This is a genomic window from Burkholderia sp. Bp9016, from assembly GCF_003857765.1.
In the GTDB taxonomy this organism is placed as follows: domain Bacteria; phylum Pseudomonadota; class Gammaproteobacteria; order Burkholderiales; family Burkholderiaceae; genus Burkholderia.
The window spans coordinates 295,922-310,881 of record NZ_QTPY01000004.1 but is presented as its reverse complement, the minus strand read 5'-3'; the positions used below and the strand labels follow the sequence as shown (position 1 = coordinate 310,881).

General features: G+C 66.7%; 15 protein-coding genes. 6 read left to right on the top strand and 9 right to left on the bottom strand.

Annotation, left to right across the window (positions count from 1 at the left end; all coding sequences use genetic code 11):
* Positions 1–90: 90 nt before the first annotated feature.
* Positions 91–981, top strand: a complete 891-nt coding sequence (locus DIE13_RS07570; RefSeq protein ID WP_124826551.1) for a LysR family transcriptional regulator — start codon at positions 91–93, stop codon at positions 979–981.
* 148 nt (positions 982–1,129) lie between these two features.
* Here DIE13_RS07570 and andR read toward each other — a convergent pair whose 3' ends face one another.
* Complete coding sequence (andR, locus tag DIE13_RS07565) at positions 1,130–2,086, bottom strand: anthranilate 1,2-dioxygenase regulatory protein AndR (RefSeq protein ID WP_124826550.1); 957 nt, start codon at positions 2,084–2,086, stop codon at positions 1,130–1,132.
* A 210-nt stretch (positions 2,087–2,296) separates the two neighbouring features.
* Here andR and andAc point away from each other — a divergent pair, with 210 nt between their 5' ends.
* The 4 genes from andAc to andAa are packed head-to-tail and all read left to right on the top strand — an operon-like array spanning position 2,297 to position 5,628.
* Positions 2,297–3,568: an anthranilate 1,2-dioxygenase large subunit AndAc gene (gene andAc, locus DIE13_RS07560; protein WP_124826549.1), complete on the top strand. Its 1,272-nt coding sequence runs from the start codon at positions 2,297–2,299 to the stop codon at positions 3,566–3,568.
* Between the two features lie 17 nt (positions 3,569–3,585).
* Positions 3,586–4,071, top strand: coding sequence for an anthranilate 1,2-dioxygenase small subunit AndAd (gene andAd / locus DIE13_RS07555; RefSeq protein WP_059531699.1), 486 nt, complete (start codon positions 3,586–3,588; stop codon positions 4,069–4,071).
* A gap of 20 nt (positions 4,072–4,091) precedes the next feature.
* Positions 4,092–4,418 carry an anthranilate 1,2-dioxygenase ferredoxin subunit AndAb gene (andAb, locus tag DIE13_RS07550; RefSeq protein WP_039344765.1) on the top strand — a complete coding sequence of 109 codons (327 nt, stop codon included), beginning with the start codon at positions 4,092–4,094 and terminating at the stop codon, positions 4,416–4,418.
* Positions 4,408–5,628, top strand: a complete 1,221-nt coding sequence (andAa, locus tag DIE13_RS07545; RefSeq protein ID WP_124826548.1) for an anthranilate 1,2-dioxygenase system ferredoxin--NAD(+) reductase — start codon at positions 4,408–4,410, stop codon at positions 5,626–5,628. Before andAb ends, andAa begins: the two co-directional genes overlap by 11 nt.
* A gap of 45 nt (positions 5,629–5,673) precedes the next feature.
* Here the strand turns inward: andAa and DIE13_RS07540 are convergent, their stop codons facing one another.
* The 6 genes from DIE13_RS07540 to DIE13_RS07515 form a co-directional block, all read right to left on the bottom strand.
* Positions 5,674–6,633: a DUF1177 domain-containing protein gene (locus DIE13_RS07540; RefSeq protein WP_124826547.1), complete on the bottom strand. Its 960-nt coding sequence runs from the start codon at positions 6,631–6,633 to the stop codon at positions 5,674–5,676.
* Positions 6,634–6,712: 79 nt separating this feature from the next.
* Entirely contained in the window at positions 6,713–7,858 is a 1,146-nt protein-coding gene (locus DIE13_RS07535) for a porin (protein ID WP_124826546.1), read from the bottom strand.
* Positions 7,859–7,911: 53 nt separating this feature from the next.
* A complete protein-coding gene (gene pepE, locus DIE13_RS07530) occupies positions 7,912–8,667 on the bottom strand; it encodes a dipeptidase PepE (protein ID WP_124826545.1) in 756 nt (251 codons plus the stop codon).
* Positions 8,668–8,698: 31 nt separating this feature from the next.
* On the bottom strand, positions 8,699–9,883 hold the full coding sequence (locus DIE13_RS07525) for an aminotransferase class V-fold PLP-dependent enzyme (protein WP_124826544.1): 1,185 nt from the start codon (positions 9,881–9,883) through the stop codon (positions 8,699–8,701).
* A 24-nt stretch (positions 9,884–9,907) separates the two neighbouring features.
* Positions 9,908–11,527: an OPT/YSL family transporter gene (locus DIE13_RS07520; RefSeq protein WP_124826543.1), complete on the bottom strand. Its 1,620-nt coding sequence runs from the start codon at positions 11,525–11,527 to the stop codon at positions 9,908–9,910.
* Positions 11,528–11,602: 75 nt separating this feature from the next.
* On the bottom strand, positions 11,603–12,343 hold the full coding sequence (locus DIE13_RS07515) for an IclR family transcriptional regulator (RefSeq protein ID WP_124826542.1): 741 nt from the start codon (positions 12,341–12,343) through the stop codon (positions 11,603–11,605).
* Between the two features lie 328 nt (positions 12,344–12,671).
* Between DIE13_RS07515 and DIE13_RS07510 the strand changes: the two genes are divergently transcribed.
* Positions 12,672–13,958 (top strand): DUF445 domain-containing protein, encoded by a 1,287-nt coding sequence (locus tag DIE13_RS07510; RefSeq protein ID WP_124826541.1) that lies wholly within the window; start codon positions 12,672–12,674, stop codon positions 13,956–13,958.
* 48 nt (positions 13,959–14,006) lie between these two features.
* Here DIE13_RS07510 and DIE13_RS07505 read toward each other — a convergent pair whose 3' ends face one another.
* Together DIE13_RS07505 and DIE13_RS07500 are read right to left on the bottom strand one after the other, a co-directional pair.
* Positions 14,007–14,306, bottom strand: coding sequence for an addiction module antidote protein (locus tag DIE13_RS07505; protein ID WP_096505596.1), 300 nt, complete (start codon positions 14,304–14,306; stop codon positions 14,007–14,009).
* A 3-nt stretch (positions 14,307–14,309) separates the two neighbouring features.
* On the bottom strand, positions 14,310–14,627 hold the full coding sequence (locus DIE13_RS07500; protein WP_124826598.1) for a type II toxin-antitoxin system RelE/ParE family toxin: 318 nt from the start codon (positions 14,625–14,627) through the stop codon (positions 14,310–14,312).
* Positions 14,628–14,960 lie beyond the last annotated feature (333 nt).

The following is a 14,960-nucleotide window of genomic DNA, read 5'->3' as shown; positions in this document are numbered from 1 at the left end:
CGATTCCTCCTGTTGGTGCACATGGTAGGAATTCCCGCCCGGCGTCGTCCAACACTCTTTCCGACTACTTCCATACCTTTGAGGCATGAAATGGAATTGCGCCAGCTGCGGTACTTCATCGCCGTCGCGGAGGAAATGAACATCACGCGGGCGGCGGAGCGGCTGCACATGACGCAGCCGCCGCTGAGCCGCCAGCTCCAGGCGATCGAGGACGAAGTCGGTTTGCCGCTGTTCGAGCGCGGCGCGCGGCCGCTGAAGCTGACCGACGCGGGGCGCGTGTTCTATGCGCAGGCGAAGCGCCTCGTCGACCAGGCCGACGAGCTCGGCCCGCTGACGCGTCGGCTCGCGCAGTTGTCGGAGCGGATCGTGATCGGCTTCGTGCCGTCGACGCTCTATGGCGCGCTGCCGGACGTGATTCGCGCGTTTCGCGAGGCGCAGCCGGCCGTCGAGCTGTCGCTGATCGAAATGTTCACGCTCGAACAGCTCGGCGCGTTGAAGGGCGGGCGAATCGACGTCGGTTTCGGCCGTCTGCGCTTCGACGACGACCAGCTCGTGCGTGAAGCGCTGATCGATGAAAAGCTGATCGCGGTGCTGCCGCTAGGGCATCCGCTCGCGGATCCGGACCGGCCGCTGACGCTCGCGGACATCGCGAACGAGACGCTGATCGTTTATCCGAGCACGCCGCGGCCGAGCTACGCGGACCAGCAGCTTTCCGCGCTGCGCGACGGCGGCCTCGTGCCAGCGGCCGTTCACGAGGTGCGTGAACTGCAGACGGCACTCGGGCTCGTTGCCGCGCAGATGGGTGTATCGCTGGTGCCCGAAAGCGTGGAGGGCGTGCGCGTGAAGGGCGTCGTCTACCGGCGGCTGCCGGAACCCATGGCGACGTCGCCGATCATCATGAGCCGCCGGCTGCATGGCGAAAGCGCGGCGACGACCGCTTTCTGTGCGATTGCGCGGGAGATGATCGTGCCGGCGGCGTGAAGATCGCTCGCCATCCGCTCAATTGCAACTAACGGTCAATTTTAACGTCCGCAACCGAATCGGGATGGGTGCGTCGCGAAACCACAAGCGTCGGCGGCTCACGTGAGCGGCCGGCAAGCCGCGCGCAGGGCGACGAGTCAGGACGCGCTTAGCGCTTCCCGTCGAGCGTCTCCGACGGCGACTCACCGAATTTCTCCCGGTACGCGATCGCGAAGCGCCCGAGGTGCGTAAACCCGCAATCGAGCGCGATATCGGCGATTCGCCGATTCGACGCCGCCCCACGGATCAACTCCCGCGCGTGATCGAGCCTTGTTGCGCGCAGATATTGCATCGGACTCATCCCGCGGAACTGCAGGAATGCATCCCGCAGCGTCCGTTCCGGCACGTTGGCGGCCTGGACGATATCGGCGAGCTGCAGCGGTTGCGCGTAGTGCGCGTTCACGAACTCCTGCGCGCGCCGCACGAAGCCCGGCGCCGGATCGTGCCGTGCATGCAGCGCCGATGGCGGGTGGCCCTCGATCAGCAGGTCGATCAGCAGGTGCTCGAGCTGCGACGCGACGCGCGGGTTCGCGTTCGCGCGTTCGAGCAGTTCCGGCGAGCGGGCGACGAGCATCAGTTGCTGGCGCCACGCGGCGAGCGCGGCGTCGCTGACGTGCAGCACGGGGTCGAGCGTCGCGCGCGGGTCGCCGGTCAGCGAGCCGACGGTCGCCGCGTCTATGCGCAGCACGAACTGCTCGCAGTCGGCGGACAGCACCGCGTCGAAGCGCTCGCCGGGCGCGCACAGCACGCCGGTCTGCCCGTCGACGCCGAGCCGGCGCCCCATCGCGTGGACTTCTGCCTGCCCGGACAGGCAGAACATCAGAAGGTAATAGCCGTCGACGGCATCGACCTGCACGCGCATCGCGTCGCCGAATGCGATGGTGCCGATCCCGAGGCCGCCGAGCCGGACGAAATCCATGTGCGAAGCGCCTCGCACGCGGCCGCTCGGCAGCAGCGCGTGCGGCTGCATCACGCGCGAGATTCGCTCGCGCGTCTCGTCGAGATCGCGGGATTCGAACAGCCGGTGCGCGCGTAGCGCATGCGGCTCGAACGACGTGGGGGACATGGGCATCGGCCTTGATATGGGCGCGGGTTTCGATCGGACGAATGGGGCGCGATCGAGCGGCGGCGCGTGTGTGTCGTCATGCTAGCGCAGAAATCCGCCGAAAGTGGATATTGCAACGCCGCAATCGCACTTTCCGGATAGACGCGGAATATTAGCTTTTCAAAAATCTGCTCCGTGCAATCAACGAAACGGAACCACAAGGAGTCCGACATGGAGCAGACAGAATCGCCGGTCGTATTCGCCGCGCGCGACGACGCGTCCGACGTGCGTTTTCCGCACGACGACGGCTCGCGCGTGCCATACAAGGTGTTCAGTTCGCGCGCGGTCTACGATCGCGAGCAGGAGCTTATCTTCCGCGGCCCGACCTGGAACTTCGTCGCGCTGGAAGCGGAAATCCCGAACGCCGGCGACTTCAAGAGCACGTTCGTCGGTGACACGCCGGTGGTCGTCACGCGCACCGAGGACGGCACGCTGTCCGCATGGGTGAACCGCTGCGCGCACCGCGGCGCGCAGGTGTGCCGCAAGTCGCGCGGCAACGCGAGTTCGCACACGTGCGTCTATCACCAGTGGAGCTTCGACAACCAGGGCAACCTGCTCGGCGTGCCGTTCCGGCGCGGCCAGAAGGGGATGACCGGGATGCCGGCCGACTTCGATCCGAAGCAGCACGGGCTGCGCAAGCTGCGCGTCGACAGCTATCGCGGGCTCGTGTTCGCGACCTTCAGCGAGACGGTGGGGCCGCTTCCCGATTACATCGGCGAGCAGATGCGCCCGTGGATCGACCGGATCTTCCACAAGCCGATCGAATATCTCGGCTGCACGCGCCAGTATTCGAAGTCGAACTGGAAGCTGTACCTGGAGAACGTGAAGGACCCGTATCACGCGAGCATGCTGCACCTGTTCCACACGACCTTCAACATCTTCCGCGTCGGCATGAAGGCGCGTTCGATTCCGGACGCGACGCACGGGCTGCACAGCATCATCACGGTGACCAAGACGAACGACGACACGTCGGCCGCGTACAAGCAGCAGAACATCCGCTCGTTCGACGAAGGCTTTCATCTGGAGGACGAATCGATCCTCGATCTCGTGTCCGAATACGACGAGGATTGCACGAATCACATCCAGCCGATCTTCCCGCAACTGGTCGTGCAGCAGATCCACAACACGCTGGTCGCGCGCCAGATCCTGCCGAAAGGCCCCGACAACTTCGAGTTGATCTTCCACTTCTTCGGCTACGCGGACGACACGCCCGAACTGCGCGCGCTGCGCATCAAGCAGGCGAACCTCGTCGGGCCGGCCGGCTATATCTCGATGGAGGACACGGAGGCGACCGAGCTCGTGCAGCGCGGCACCGTGCGCGATGCCGACGCGACGTCGGTGATCGAGATGTCGCGCGGCAATCCGGACCAGCAGGACACGGTGATTACCGAAAGCCTGATCCGCAAGTTCTGGGTCGGCTACCAGAAGCTGATGGGCTATTGAAGCGGGAGCGCACAACGATGGAAAACCTGACGGAAGACATGAAGACGTGGTTCGAGATTTACATGCTCCAGAACCGCTACATCGGCCATCTCGACAACGACCGGCTCGAACACTGGCCGGAGATGTTCACCGAGGACTGCACGTACGAGATCGTGCCGAAGGAGAACGCGGATCTCGGCCTGCCGGTCGGGATCGTCCACTGCACGAACCAGCGGATGCTGCGCGACCGCGTGGTGTCGCTGCGGCACGCGAACATCTTCGAAGAGCATACATACCGGCACATGACGTCGGGCCTGACGATCGTCGCGGAGCGCGACGGCGAGATCGACACCGAGAGCAACTACGTGGTCGTGCAGACGCGCAGCAACGGCGAATCGAACGTGTACCAGGCCGGCAAGTATTACGACACGGTCGTGCGCACGCCCGACGGGCTGCGCTACAAGACCAAGCGCGTGATCTACGACACGTCGCGCGTGCAGACGCTGCTCGCCACCCCGATCTGATGCGAACGCAAGGAAACGACATGACCGAAGCAACGCTGGCCGAGTGGCATCCGCTCGGCGCTTTCGACGAATTTTCCGAAGACGAACCGGCGGCGCGCGTCGCGGGTCAGAAGCCGATCGCGGTGTTCCGGATCGGCGACGAACTGTTCGCGATGCACGACCTCTGCTCGCACGGCCACGCGCGACTGTCCGAAGGCTACGTGGAGGACGGCTGCGTCGAATGTCCGCTGCATCAGGGGCTGATCGACATCCGCACCGGCGCGCCGAAATGCGCGCCGATCACCGAGCCGGTCCGGACCTATCCGATCCGGATCGTCGACGGACAGGTGGAAGTCAATGTCGGCTGATCCGTACGTGATCGTCGGCGCGGGCCACGCGGCCCGCCGCACGGCAGAAGCGCTGCGCGCGCGCGACGCCGAAGCGCGCATCGTGATGATCGGCGCGGAACGCGAGCTGCCGTACGACCGGCCCGCGCTGTCGAAGGATGCGCTGCTCGGCGACGGCGGCGAGCAGCGCGCGTTCGTGCGTGACGCGGCGTGGTACGACGCCGAGCGCATCGAGTTGCGGCTCGGCACGCGCGTCGAGGCGATCGATCGCGCTGCACTGCGCGTACAACTCGACGACGGCGCGACGCTGCCGTATGCGCGGCTCGTGCTCGCGACGGGTTCGCGGGTGCGGGCGTTCGGCGGGCCGGTCGACGAAGGCGTCGTGCCGCATTACGTGCGCACCGTTGCCGACGCGCGTGCATTGCGTGCGCAGCTTGCGCCGGGGCGGCGCGTGGCGGTGCTCGGCGGCGGCTTCATCGGCCTCGAAGTGGCGGCCGCGGCGCGGCAGATCGGTTGCGACGTGACGGTGATCGATCCGGCCGTGCGATTGCTGCAGCGGGCGTTGCCGGAAGTCGTCGGCGCGTATGCGCGTCAGTTGCATGACGCGCGCGGGGTGAATTTTCAGATGGCGACGCTGCCGCGTGCGATTCGTCGCGCAGCGGACGGCGGTGCGATCGTCGAGACCGATCGCGGCGACGTGCAGGCGGACATCGTCGTGGTCGGTATCGGTGTCGTGCCCAACGTCGAACTCGCGCAGGCGGCGGGACTCGACGTCGACAACGGGATTCGTGTCGACGCGGGCTGCCGCACGGCCGATCGCGCGATCTTCGCGGCGGGCGAGGTGACGATGCACTTCAATCCGCTGCTCGGCCGGCACGTGCGGATCGAGTCGTGGCAGGTCGCGGAAAACCAGCCGGCCGTCGCGGCCGCGAACCTGCTGGGTGCGGACGAGACCTATGCGGAACTGCCGTGGTTGTGGTCCGATCAGTACGACTGCAATCTGCAGATGCTCGGGCTGTTCGGCAGCGAACGGACGATCGTCGTGCGCGGCGATCCGGCGAGCGGGCCATTCACGGTGTTCGGGCTCGGCGGCGACGGGAAAATCGTGGCGGTTGCCGCGGCGAACCTGGGGCGCGACATCGGCGCATCGCGCCGGCTGATCGCGGCCGGGGCTGTGCCCGATCCGGTGAAGCTCGCGGATCCGGCGGTCAATCTGAAGACGTTTCTGTAGCGCGGCGCGCGGCCCGATCTTCCGGTCGCGCGCCGCGTCAAGCCGTCAAACGGACTTGCCGTACCCCTGGAACACGCTCAGGTCCGGATATGCGTCGCGGATCTTGCGCCACTCGTTCGCGTCGTAGAACTCGCAAGCTCCGGCCGTGTAACGCTTCGCGACTTCGACCGAGAAGCGCACGGCTTCGGCCAGATCGACTTCGTGACTCGCGCTCGAATCGCTGCCGCCGACGACCGCGCGCGCGGTGATCGCGACGCCGACCACCGGCTTGTCGGTGCCGACGTGCGGCTGCATGATGCTGTTGAAGTGCGACAGTCCGTTGTCGTACGGCGTGATGTCCTGCAGCGAGATCGGGAATGTGACGGCCGGCATGCCGGTCGTCGATTCCATGATCGACACGAGGTCGGGCGCCATCCGCAGGATGTAGCCCTGCATCGCGGTCGGCGACAGTGCGAAGCCGCGCTGCTTGACGATGCGGTTGCCCTTCGACGCGTCGAGCGACAGGATCGCGTCCATGTCAGGCGTCACTTCGTAGCGGTTCATCGTTGCCGATGAAACCGGCATCCCCATGAACGGCACGCCGTTGTTCTCGCTCATCGACACGTCGGTCGACAGGTGCGTCGTGACGATCACGTCGCCGGGCAGCACGTCGCCGTTCGCCTTCATCTGCGCGAGCTTCAGTGCGGCCGCGAGCGAGCCGATCGGGCCGTCCGCGTCAGATACCATCCCGAACTTAGCGGGCCGGGCGCCGATCGCGCCGTTGCGGCCGACGATGCCGAGCGTGCGCGCGTCGCCGCCGGCCTGCTTGCCGCGCGAGCCGGGGATCACGATCGTGATGAAGTCGGTCGTCTTCGTCGTGTCTTCCGGCGGTTCGTTATTGACCGTGGTGACGTCGACCGTCACGCCGTGCGCGGCGTACGGCGCGAACAGCGCGGCGATGTACTGTCCGTTGACGGCCGCGCCGTCGAGTGCGTCAAAAATGACGAGGGTCTGTTTCAATGCCATCGAATGCCTCTTGGTTCAGGTTGCCGATGCGGCGATCGTGCGCCGCGCCGCGAGCCGCATCGGTCGAATGCGCGGTGGGTCAGAAGAAATGCCGCAGGCCGAGCAGCACGGACAACTGCTCGTTGCGGCCGTTGAGTGCAGTGCCTTGCGCGGCTGCCGCATTGGTCGTCGTGTTGCCGAACAGGCCCGACCAGCCGCCGCGCGTCCATTCGTACGACGTCGCGACATACACGTCGGTGCGCTTGCTGATGCTGTAGTCGGCGACACCGTATACGGTGCTGCGTGCGCCGTTGAAGCCGTCGGCGAGCGTACGGTTGTGCATCCCGGCGACGACGAAGTTCCATACGGGCGTTGCACGCCAGCTTGCGCCGACCGTGAAGAAATCGTCGCGGCGATGCGAGTCGAAGACCGAGTTGATCGCGACGGCGGCGCTCGGCGCGCCGGACGCCATGCTCGTGATCGATGCGGTGTCTGTCCCGCCGTTCGACGAGTCGAAACCGGCGTCGCGGTCGCTGTGCAGGTAATTCGCAAACAGGTTCACGCTGCCGATTGCGGTCTTCGCCCCGGCGAGATAGATCCGTGCGCGGCGGCTTTGCGAGTCGCGCGTTTGCTGAGCATCGCCGATCAACGTCACCGGCCCCGATTCGTACTTGACGCCGAGCGACATCGACGACCGCGCGCGCGTATCGCCCGCGATCCCGCCGAACGCGTACTCGGCGATCACCTGCAGCGGCCCGTAGGCGCCGGTGTAGCTGAGCGCGTTGTCGTAGCGCTGGCCGACCAGGTAGACCTGCCACGAATTGGTCGGCGCGGCTCCGACGCCCAGCGGATCGACGTAGTACAGCATCGTGTTGCCGGTTGTGTACTGTCGGCCCAGCGCGAGCTCGCCCCAACGCTCGTGGCCGAGCTTCACGAAGGCCTGGCGGCCGAACAGCTGGCCCTGCTGGTCGAGCTTGCCGTTGTTCGCGAGAAAGCCGTTCTCCAGCGTGAAGCCGGCCTTCCAGCCGTTGCCGAGCGCTTCGTTGCCCTTCAGGCCGAAGCGGCTTCCGGACAGGAAGCCCTCGTTGCCCTGCTGCAGGCCGATCGTCCGGTCGCCGGACGGGTTGGTATGCGTCTGATAACCGATCGCGACGTCGACGACGCCGTACAGCGTCACGGTGGACTGGGCATGCGCGACGCCCGTCGCGCCGGCCAACAGCGCGAGTCCGGCAAGCTGCTTCTTCATGAAAAGGTCTCCTAACCGATACGGGAATGTTTTTTAAAAGTGGTATCCGGTGCTTATTGCCGGAACGCGGGCCACAGGTCGATGCCGGCCGGACCTGTGATCGATGCGAGCGGGAAGGTTGCGTGTTCCGCGAGTGCGCGCACGTCGGTCTTGCTCGCGAAATGCAGCGCGCCGCGCTCGCCGAGCACGGTGCCCGTCGTGCCGTCGGACAGCAGGGCCGATCCTTCGGGCAACGCGAACACCTGTTCGGGCGCGTTGATGTCGAGGAATTCGCCGAGTCGCTCCTCGCGGCTCTCGCCGTTGTGGCCAGCCGGCTTGCCGCTGATGAAGTGCGGGTTGATCTGGAACGGCACGAGGCCGAGCGCGCGAAGCGTCGGCGGCTGCACGATCGGCATGTCATTGGTCGTTCGGATCGTTGGGCACGCGACGTTGCTGCCCGCGCTCCAGCCGACATACGGCACGCCTGCCTGCACGCGTGCGCGGATCGCGTCGACAAGGTTCGCGTCGTACATGCGCTTGAGCAGCGCGAAGGTATTGCCGCCGCCCACGGTGATCGCGTCGGCGTGCTCGATCGTCTTGCGCGGATCGGCACTGTGATGCAGCGATTCGAGCGTATAGCCGAGCTTCTCGAACACCGGTTTCACGATGCCTTCGTAGGTGTCGAAGCTGAACGACACGCCGGCATACGGCACGAACACGATCTTGCGCGCTTCGTGGCGGAACAGTGCGTGGATCTGTTCGGTCGCGTGTTCGAGATAGCCGAGTGCGTCCTTGCGGGAACTGCTCATCAGCAGAAATCGTTGGTTCATGGCGGCTCCTGTGCCGGTTGTGGGGTAGGGGTTAGCGGGCTGCCGCGCGGATCAGCTCGGCGGTGCGGTCGATTTCTTCGCGGGTATTGAAGTAATGCAGCGATACGCGCGCCATCGTCGATACGCCGTAGCGTGCGAGGATCGCGTCGGCCATGAAGTTGCCGGCCTCGATGATGCAGTGCCGCGCCTCCAGCGCTGCGACGATCGTCGCGGGATCGATGCCGCGCAGGTTGAACGGTACGATGCCGATGCGTTGCGCGACGTCGCGCGGGCCGTACAGCTCGAAACCGGGCAGTGTCGCGAAGGCGGCAATCGCATAGGCGGTCAGGTCGCGCACGCACGCTTCGATCTGTGCGACGCCGATGCGCTGCGCATAGTCGAGCGCGGCGCCGAGGCCGAGAATCGCCGGCACGATGGGGCAGCCGGCCTCGAAACGCTTCGCGCCGGCGACGAACGACAACGCGCCGGTCGCGCGGTCGTATGCGCCGTTCCACCAGCCGGCGAGCACCGGTTCGAGCGCGTCGATGCATTCGCGCCGCACATAGAGGAAGCCCGAGCCTTCCGTCGCGCGCAGCGCCTTGCGGCCGCAGCCCGCGAGGAAGTCGCAGTCGAGCGTACGCACATCGGTCTCGACCATCCCGATGCTTTGCGATGCGTTGACGAGCGACAGCACGCCGTTGGCGCGCGCGACCGAGCACAGCGCGGCGGCATCCTGCAGCGCGCCCGACGAGTTCGGCACGTGCGAAAAGGTGAGCAGGCGCGTGCGCGGTGTGACGGCCTGCGCGAACGCGTCCGACGCGAGCAGTCCTTCGTCGTTGGCGGCGATCATCTTCACGACGATGCCGTGCGTCGCTTCGAGCCGCTTCCACGGCAGCAGGTTGCTGAGCATCTCGGTATCGGCGACGAGCACTTCGTCGCCCGGCCGCCAACGCAGCCCTTGTGCGACGAGCGAGATCGCCTCGGTCGCGTTCTTCGTGAACGCGATCTCGTCGGCCCGTGCGCCGAGGAACGCCGCGAGCTGCGTGCGGACGGCATCGACGCGCGCATACGTGGCCTTGCGGAACGCGGGCAGGTAGATGCCGACGCGGCCGGTGTCGCGAAGATAGTCGTTGACGGTATCGAGCACGGGCTCGGGCGGCAGCGATGCGGCGGCCGTGTCGAGGTAGATCGTCGATGCCGTCAGCGGCGTGTCGGCGCGAATTGCAGTGATGTCCATCTGAAGTCCTGTCGGTGAAACGAATTACCTGAGCTTGATGAGCGAGCGCGTGAAGCTGAAGAGCGCATCGCCGGCGATCACGCCGCCCGCAAACGCACTCATCTCGGCGATGTCGCGTTCGCCGCGCGTGCGCAGCACGATGAAGCGGATCGCGAGACCGATCAGCACGGCGAAGCCCGCGAGCGGCGAGGTGAGCAGCATGCCGGTCGACAGCAGCACGCCGAGCTGGCGCTTCGCGCCGCCGAGCCATTGCAGCAACGCACCGGGCACGGCCCAGAGCGCGAGGTCGCGTGCGATGTCCCACGACGAGCCGGCCTCGATCGACGCCGCATAGACGCGATCGACGGGCGGCAGCATGTCGCGGCTGAAGAAGCCGTGGTGGAACAGCACGACCACGACGCCGGCGACGACGAAGCCGAGCGTGGCCGCGAGGAACTGCTGGCGGCGGCCGGCCATTTCAAGCGCCTGGTCCTGGCCCGAGCCGCGCAGGAGGAAACCGGTCTTCAGGTCGTAGCCCATGTCCGCGAACGCCGGGCCCGTCGCGGCCGAGAAGCCGACCAGTACCGCGAGCGCGGGCGCCGGGAAGCCGATCAGGATGCCGATCGTCAGCGTGATCAGCGCGACCGCGAACGCCGGGAACCAGCCCGAGTGCATTGCGGCGATGCCTACGATCAACTCGTGGATGTACGCGGCGAACGCCGCATACAGCACGAACACGATCAGCATGCCGATCGACATCTCCGAGAAGCCGCCGGTGCAGCCGACGATCACGAGCGCGATCAGCATGTAGACGACATAGCCGAGGCCGAGAATGCGGCCCGCGCGCAGCGGCGACACGTCGCCGGCGCCAGCCTCGTCGACCGGCGCGCGGCGCGCACGGCGGATCTCGGACGACACCTGCAGCATCGCGACGATGCCCGCGCCGATCATCACGCCGTGCGGGATATACGCCTTCGCGATGTCGACGCCCGTCAGCGCGACCGAGTAGCCTCGGATCAGCAGGCCGAGGCCGAACATCGTCAGCGCGGCCAGGTTGCCGAGGAACGCGGCACCGAATGCGGACATCGGGATGCCGAGCCACGCGCCGGCCACGCCGACCGCGACGCCGATCCCGAGGAACGCGGCCTTGCGGCCGCCGCGGTCGCCGGCCCAGATCGCTTCGGCAGTCGCGACGCCCGACGGCCAACTGCCCGTGGCCGGGAAGATCCGGCTGCCGAACAGCAGGTACAGCATCGTGCCGTCGACCAGCATCGCGGCGAGCGCGCCGATCAGCATCGGCGTTGCGAGTTCGGGCATGCCCATCGCGTACGGCACGCCGATCGGGATCATCAGCGAGTTCGCCGCGCCGAACGTGGCCGACGAAATCGCCGTTTGAACGAGGTTCTGGCGTTCGAGCACGCGGAAGCGCCGCGCGAGTTCGTGCGGGATGCGCGAGAACACGATCGCGATCAGCGCGCCGATGATCGACGTGTTTGCCGAAATGCCGAGCGACACGATCAACTGCATGCCGATGATCGCGCCGAGCACGGACAGCAGAACCGACACGATCAGCAGCACGGGTTCGACGAAACGGACGCGCGGGGCGCCGGACGAAGCGGCGGGCGCGGCGGGGTCGCCGGCTTGCGCGTCTTGCAGGGCGTTCATGGGTATCTCCTCTTGATGCCGGTAGCTTGTTGTGGTGTGTCGGGGCGGCGCCGGATTCGCCGGCCGCCATGGTGCTCAGCGCATCAGGCTGAGCACGCTTTCGATCTTGCGGCGCGCGTCGCTCAGGGCATCGAGCAGGCGCGGCACGGCCGATTCGTCGAGACGCTGCATCGGCCCCGAGATCGCGAGCGACCCAGCGACCGAGCGGCTGCCCTTCGCCGTGAGCGGCACGGCTAGCCCCGCGACGCCGGCGGCGGCTTCTTCGCGCGTGTAGGCCCAACCGTTCTCGCGGATCACGTCGAGCTGGGCCTCGATGGCCGCGCGGTCGACCGCCTGGCCGGCCTGCGTCGCACGCGCGAAGACGTCATTGCGCATCGAATCGGGCTGGAACGCGAGGATCGCCTTGCCGTGCGCGCCGGCATGCAGCGCGAAGCGCTGGCCTTCCTCGATCGAGAAGCGCAGTTGCTGGTCGCCGTGCGCGATGTCGAGGCACAGTCCTTCGCAGCCGTCGAGCAGTGACAGGAACACGGTTTCACCGCTTTGCTGCGCGAGCCGGTGCAGCGCGGGCTCGACGATCTGCGACGGCGACAGCGAACGCCGCACGATCTCGCCCATCTCGAACCAGCGCAGGCCGAGCGCGTAGCGCCCCGCTTCGTCCTGCACGAGATAGCCCTCGGCCGCGAACGTCGCGAGCACGCGGTGGACGATGGCGTGATGCACGCCGCTTTCCTTCGCGAGTTCGCGGACGCCCCATGCGGCCTGCCGGGCGGTGAAGTGCTGCATCAGTTGCAGTGCGCTGCTGAGTGTCTTGAGCATAATTTATGTCTCTATATGAGAGACGCTGTCTCGAAATGTGAATACAGTCTGAGCGGACGCGACGACGTCGTGCTATCCGGGTAAACACGATATTGAGAGACAGTCCGGCCGGCGCGGCCGAGCGGGCGATTCGAGGTGTCGGGACGGGCTTGCGGCGGGACGGGAGCGAGCGTGAAGGCGGACCGGCTGCGTGCGGAAACGTCGAACCGGAATGGCTCGACCGGTCGGTTGGCGGCGCGGGCGGCCATCCCGTCGGACGGGCCGGGTATTTGGCGGCCGCCGCCGACTCGGTGCATATTGGCGGCATCGTTCGCCTTACCGGTCACCCATGACGCCAGACAAAGCCCTCGAACTGAAACGAAGCAAGCGCCGCGCGCTGTGGCTGCTGCTCGCCGCCGTCGCGGTGTTCGTCACGACGATCTTGCTGCCGCGCGGCCCGTGGGTGGACGGTTTCAAGGCGGTGGCCGAGGCCGCGATGGTCGGCGCGCTCGCCGACTGGTTCGCCGTGGTCGCGCTGTTCCGTCGCGTGCCGATCCCGTTCGTGTCGCGCCACACCGAAATCATCCCGAAGAACAAGGACAAGATCGCCGACAATCTCGCAGTGTTCGTACGAGAGAAATTCCTCGGCCCCGATGCGCTCGCCGCGCAGATCCGCCAGCACGATCCCGCCCGGAAGCTGGGTGCCTGGCTCGGCGAGCCGGCGAACACCGACGCGCTCGGCAGCTACGTGACGAAGCTGACGAGCTTCGCGCTCGACATGACCGACGACGCGCGGATCCAGTCGTTCGTCCACGATGCGTTTCGCGCGGTGATCGACCGGATCGATCTGTCGCAATCGGCCGGCGCAATCCTCGATACGCTGACGAAAGACGGCCGCCACCAGGCGCTGCTCGACGATGCGATCGAACAGGTGGTCGACGTGCTCGACAAGGAGGAGAACCGCGAGGTGATCGCGGGCTTCATCGTCGAATGGCTGAAGACGCAATATCCGAAGATCGAGAAGATCGTGCCGACGCAGTGGTTCGGCGAGAACGGCGCACGCGTGCTGGCGAGCGCGGTGAGCCGTGTGCTCGAAGGCGTGGCCGACGATCCGGAGCACGAACTGCGGCAGCGCTTCGACCGCACTGTCGTGCGGCTGACGGAGCGGCTGAAGCACGATCCCGCATTCATCGCGAAAGGCGACGAGATCAAGCGCTACATTCGCGACGGCGACGCGTTCAACGAGTATGTGCGCGATCTGTGGGACCAGTTGCGGGCATGGCTGAAGGCCGATCTCGCGCGCCCCGATTCGGCGCTGCACCGGCGCGCCACGACGCTCGGCGGCTGGCTCGGTGCGCGGCTCGCGGAAAGTCCGGCTCTGCGCGCATCGCTGAACGAGCACATCGAGAAAGCCGTGCACGAGATGGCACCGGATTTCGCCGATTTCCTGATGCGTCACATCCGCGACACGGTGCGCAACTGGGATGATCGCGAGATGTCGCGGCAGATCGAACTGAACATCGGCAAGGATTTGCAGTACATCCGCATCAACGGCACGCTGGTCGGCGGGCTGATCGGGCTCGGGCTGTATCTGGTGTCGCTGGTGCCGCGCTGGGCGGCCGGATGGCTGCATTGATGCGGCCGCGGGCATGGCGCCGGCGGTGCGGCGCCGCATGCGGCCGGATCACGCGTGCGCCTTGGTGCCGTGCAGTTGCAGGCCGAGCGCCTTGATGACCTTCAGGATCGTGCCGAAGCTCGGATTACCGTCGTGCGACAGCGCCTTGTACAGCCCTTCGCGCGACAGGCCCGCATCGCGTGCGACCTGCGACATGCCGCGAGCACGGGCGATCACGCCGAGCGCATGCGCGATGAAGGCCGGGTCGTCGCCGGCTTCCCGCAGACACGCGTCGAAGTACTCGGCCATGTCGTCGTCGGTTTTCAGGTGTTCGGCCGAATCCCACGGCCGGGTCTTGATCTTGTCCATCGATCACTCCAGGTCGAGCCGCGCGAGCATCGCGTGCGCGGCGCGGATATCCGCCTGTTGCGTCGACTTGCCGCCGCCGCAGAGCAGGATCACCCATATCGTTGCGCGTCGCACGTAGTAGACGCGATAGCCGGGCCCGTGGTCGATACGCATTTCGACGATGGGCGAGCCGGCGGATTTCCAGTCGCCTGGATTGCCCATCGACAGGCGGTCGATGCGCGCCTGGATGCGGCGCCGGGCGACGCGGTCGGACAGGCCGGCGAACCACGCATCGAAGACGTCGGTGGTCCGGATGCTGAATGTAGGGGCACTGTAGGGCATGGCTTGCAGCGTGTCAACCATAGTTCACAGTCGAGGGTGTGGGCTTGCCGCTACAGTAGGGCCGCGCGCGTCGTTTGACGCAGGAATGGCCATCAGGCCGACCTTTTCCGGCCGTCGGACCCGGCCACCTGGTCGAGGTCGGAATGTCCCGAATCCGTCTACAATCAAAAACGTCTTTGCCGCCCGTGCGTGTTTGTCGCGCGGGTGGATCCGTTTGCCCTCCGTCTCCCGGAGGTGCCGTCGCGCGTTGCCAACCCTGCTTCGCGCGGCGTGTCGTGCCGTGGTCTGTGTCCAGTAGGTAAGGCGTCCGCGTGCCGTAGGCCGGCGCGCGTT

What these genes read in the sequence shown, in the direction of transcription:
- DIE13_RS07570 (WP_124826551.1), top strand. Translation starts at nt 91, where the DNA reads ATGGAATTGCGCCAGCTGCGGTACTTCATCGCCGTCGCGGAGGAAATG.
- andR (WP_124826550.1), bottom strand. Translation starts at nt 2,086, where the DNA reads ATGTCCCCCACGTCGTTCGAGCCGCATGCGCTACGCGCGCACCGGCTG.
- andAc (WP_124826549.1), top strand. Translation starts at nt 2,297, where the DNA reads ATGGAGCAGACAGAATCGCCGGTCGTATTCGCCGCGCGCGACGACGCG.
- andAd (WP_059531699.1), top strand. Translation starts at nt 3,586, where the DNA reads ATGGAAAACCTGACGGAAGACATGAAGACGTGGTTCGAGATTTACATG.
- andAb (WP_039344765.1), top strand. Translation starts at nt 4,092, where the DNA reads ATGACCGAAGCAACGCTGGCCGAGTGGCATCCGCTCGGCGCTTTCGAC.
- andAa (WP_124826548.1), top strand. Translation starts at nt 4,408, where the DNA reads ATGTCGGCTGATCCGTACGTGATCGTCGGCGCGGGCCACGCGGCCCGC.
- DIE13_RS07540 (WP_124826547.1), bottom strand. Translation starts at nt 6,633, where the DNA reads ATGGCATTGAAACAGACCCTCGTCATTTTTGACGCACTCGACGGCGCG.
- DIE13_RS07535 (WP_124826546.1), bottom strand. Translation starts at nt 7,858, where the DNA reads ATGAAGAAGCAGCTTGCCGGACTCGCGCTGTTGGCCGGCGCGACGGGC.
- pepE (WP_124826545.1), bottom strand. Translation starts at nt 8,667, where the DNA reads ATGAACCAACGATTTCTGCTGATGAGCAGTTCCCGCAAGGACGCACTC.
- DIE13_RS07525 (WP_124826544.1), bottom strand. Translation starts at nt 9,883, where the DNA reads ATGGACATCACTGCAATTCGCGCCGACACGCCGCTGACGGCATCGACG.
- DIE13_RS07520 (WP_124826543.1), bottom strand. Translation starts at nt 11,527, where the DNA reads ATGAACGCCCTGCAAGACGCGCAAGCCGGCGACCCCGCCGCGCCCGCC.
- DIE13_RS07515 (WP_124826542.1), bottom strand. Translation starts at nt 12,343, where the DNA reads ATGCTCAAGACACTCAGCAGCGCACTGCAACTGATGCAGCACTTCACC.
- DIE13_RS07510 (WP_124826541.1), top strand. Translation starts at nt 12,672, where the DNA reads ATGACGCCAGACAAAGCCCTCGAACTGAAACGAAGCAAGCGCCGCGCG.
- DIE13_RS07505 (WP_096505596.1), bottom strand. Translation starts at nt 14,306, where the DNA reads ATGGACAAGATCAAGACCCGGCCGTGGGATTCGGCCGAACACCTGAAA.
- DIE13_RS07500 (WP_124826598.1), bottom strand. Translation starts at nt 14,627, where the DNA reads ATGCCCTACAGTGCCCCTACATTCAGCATCCGGACCACCGACGTCTTC.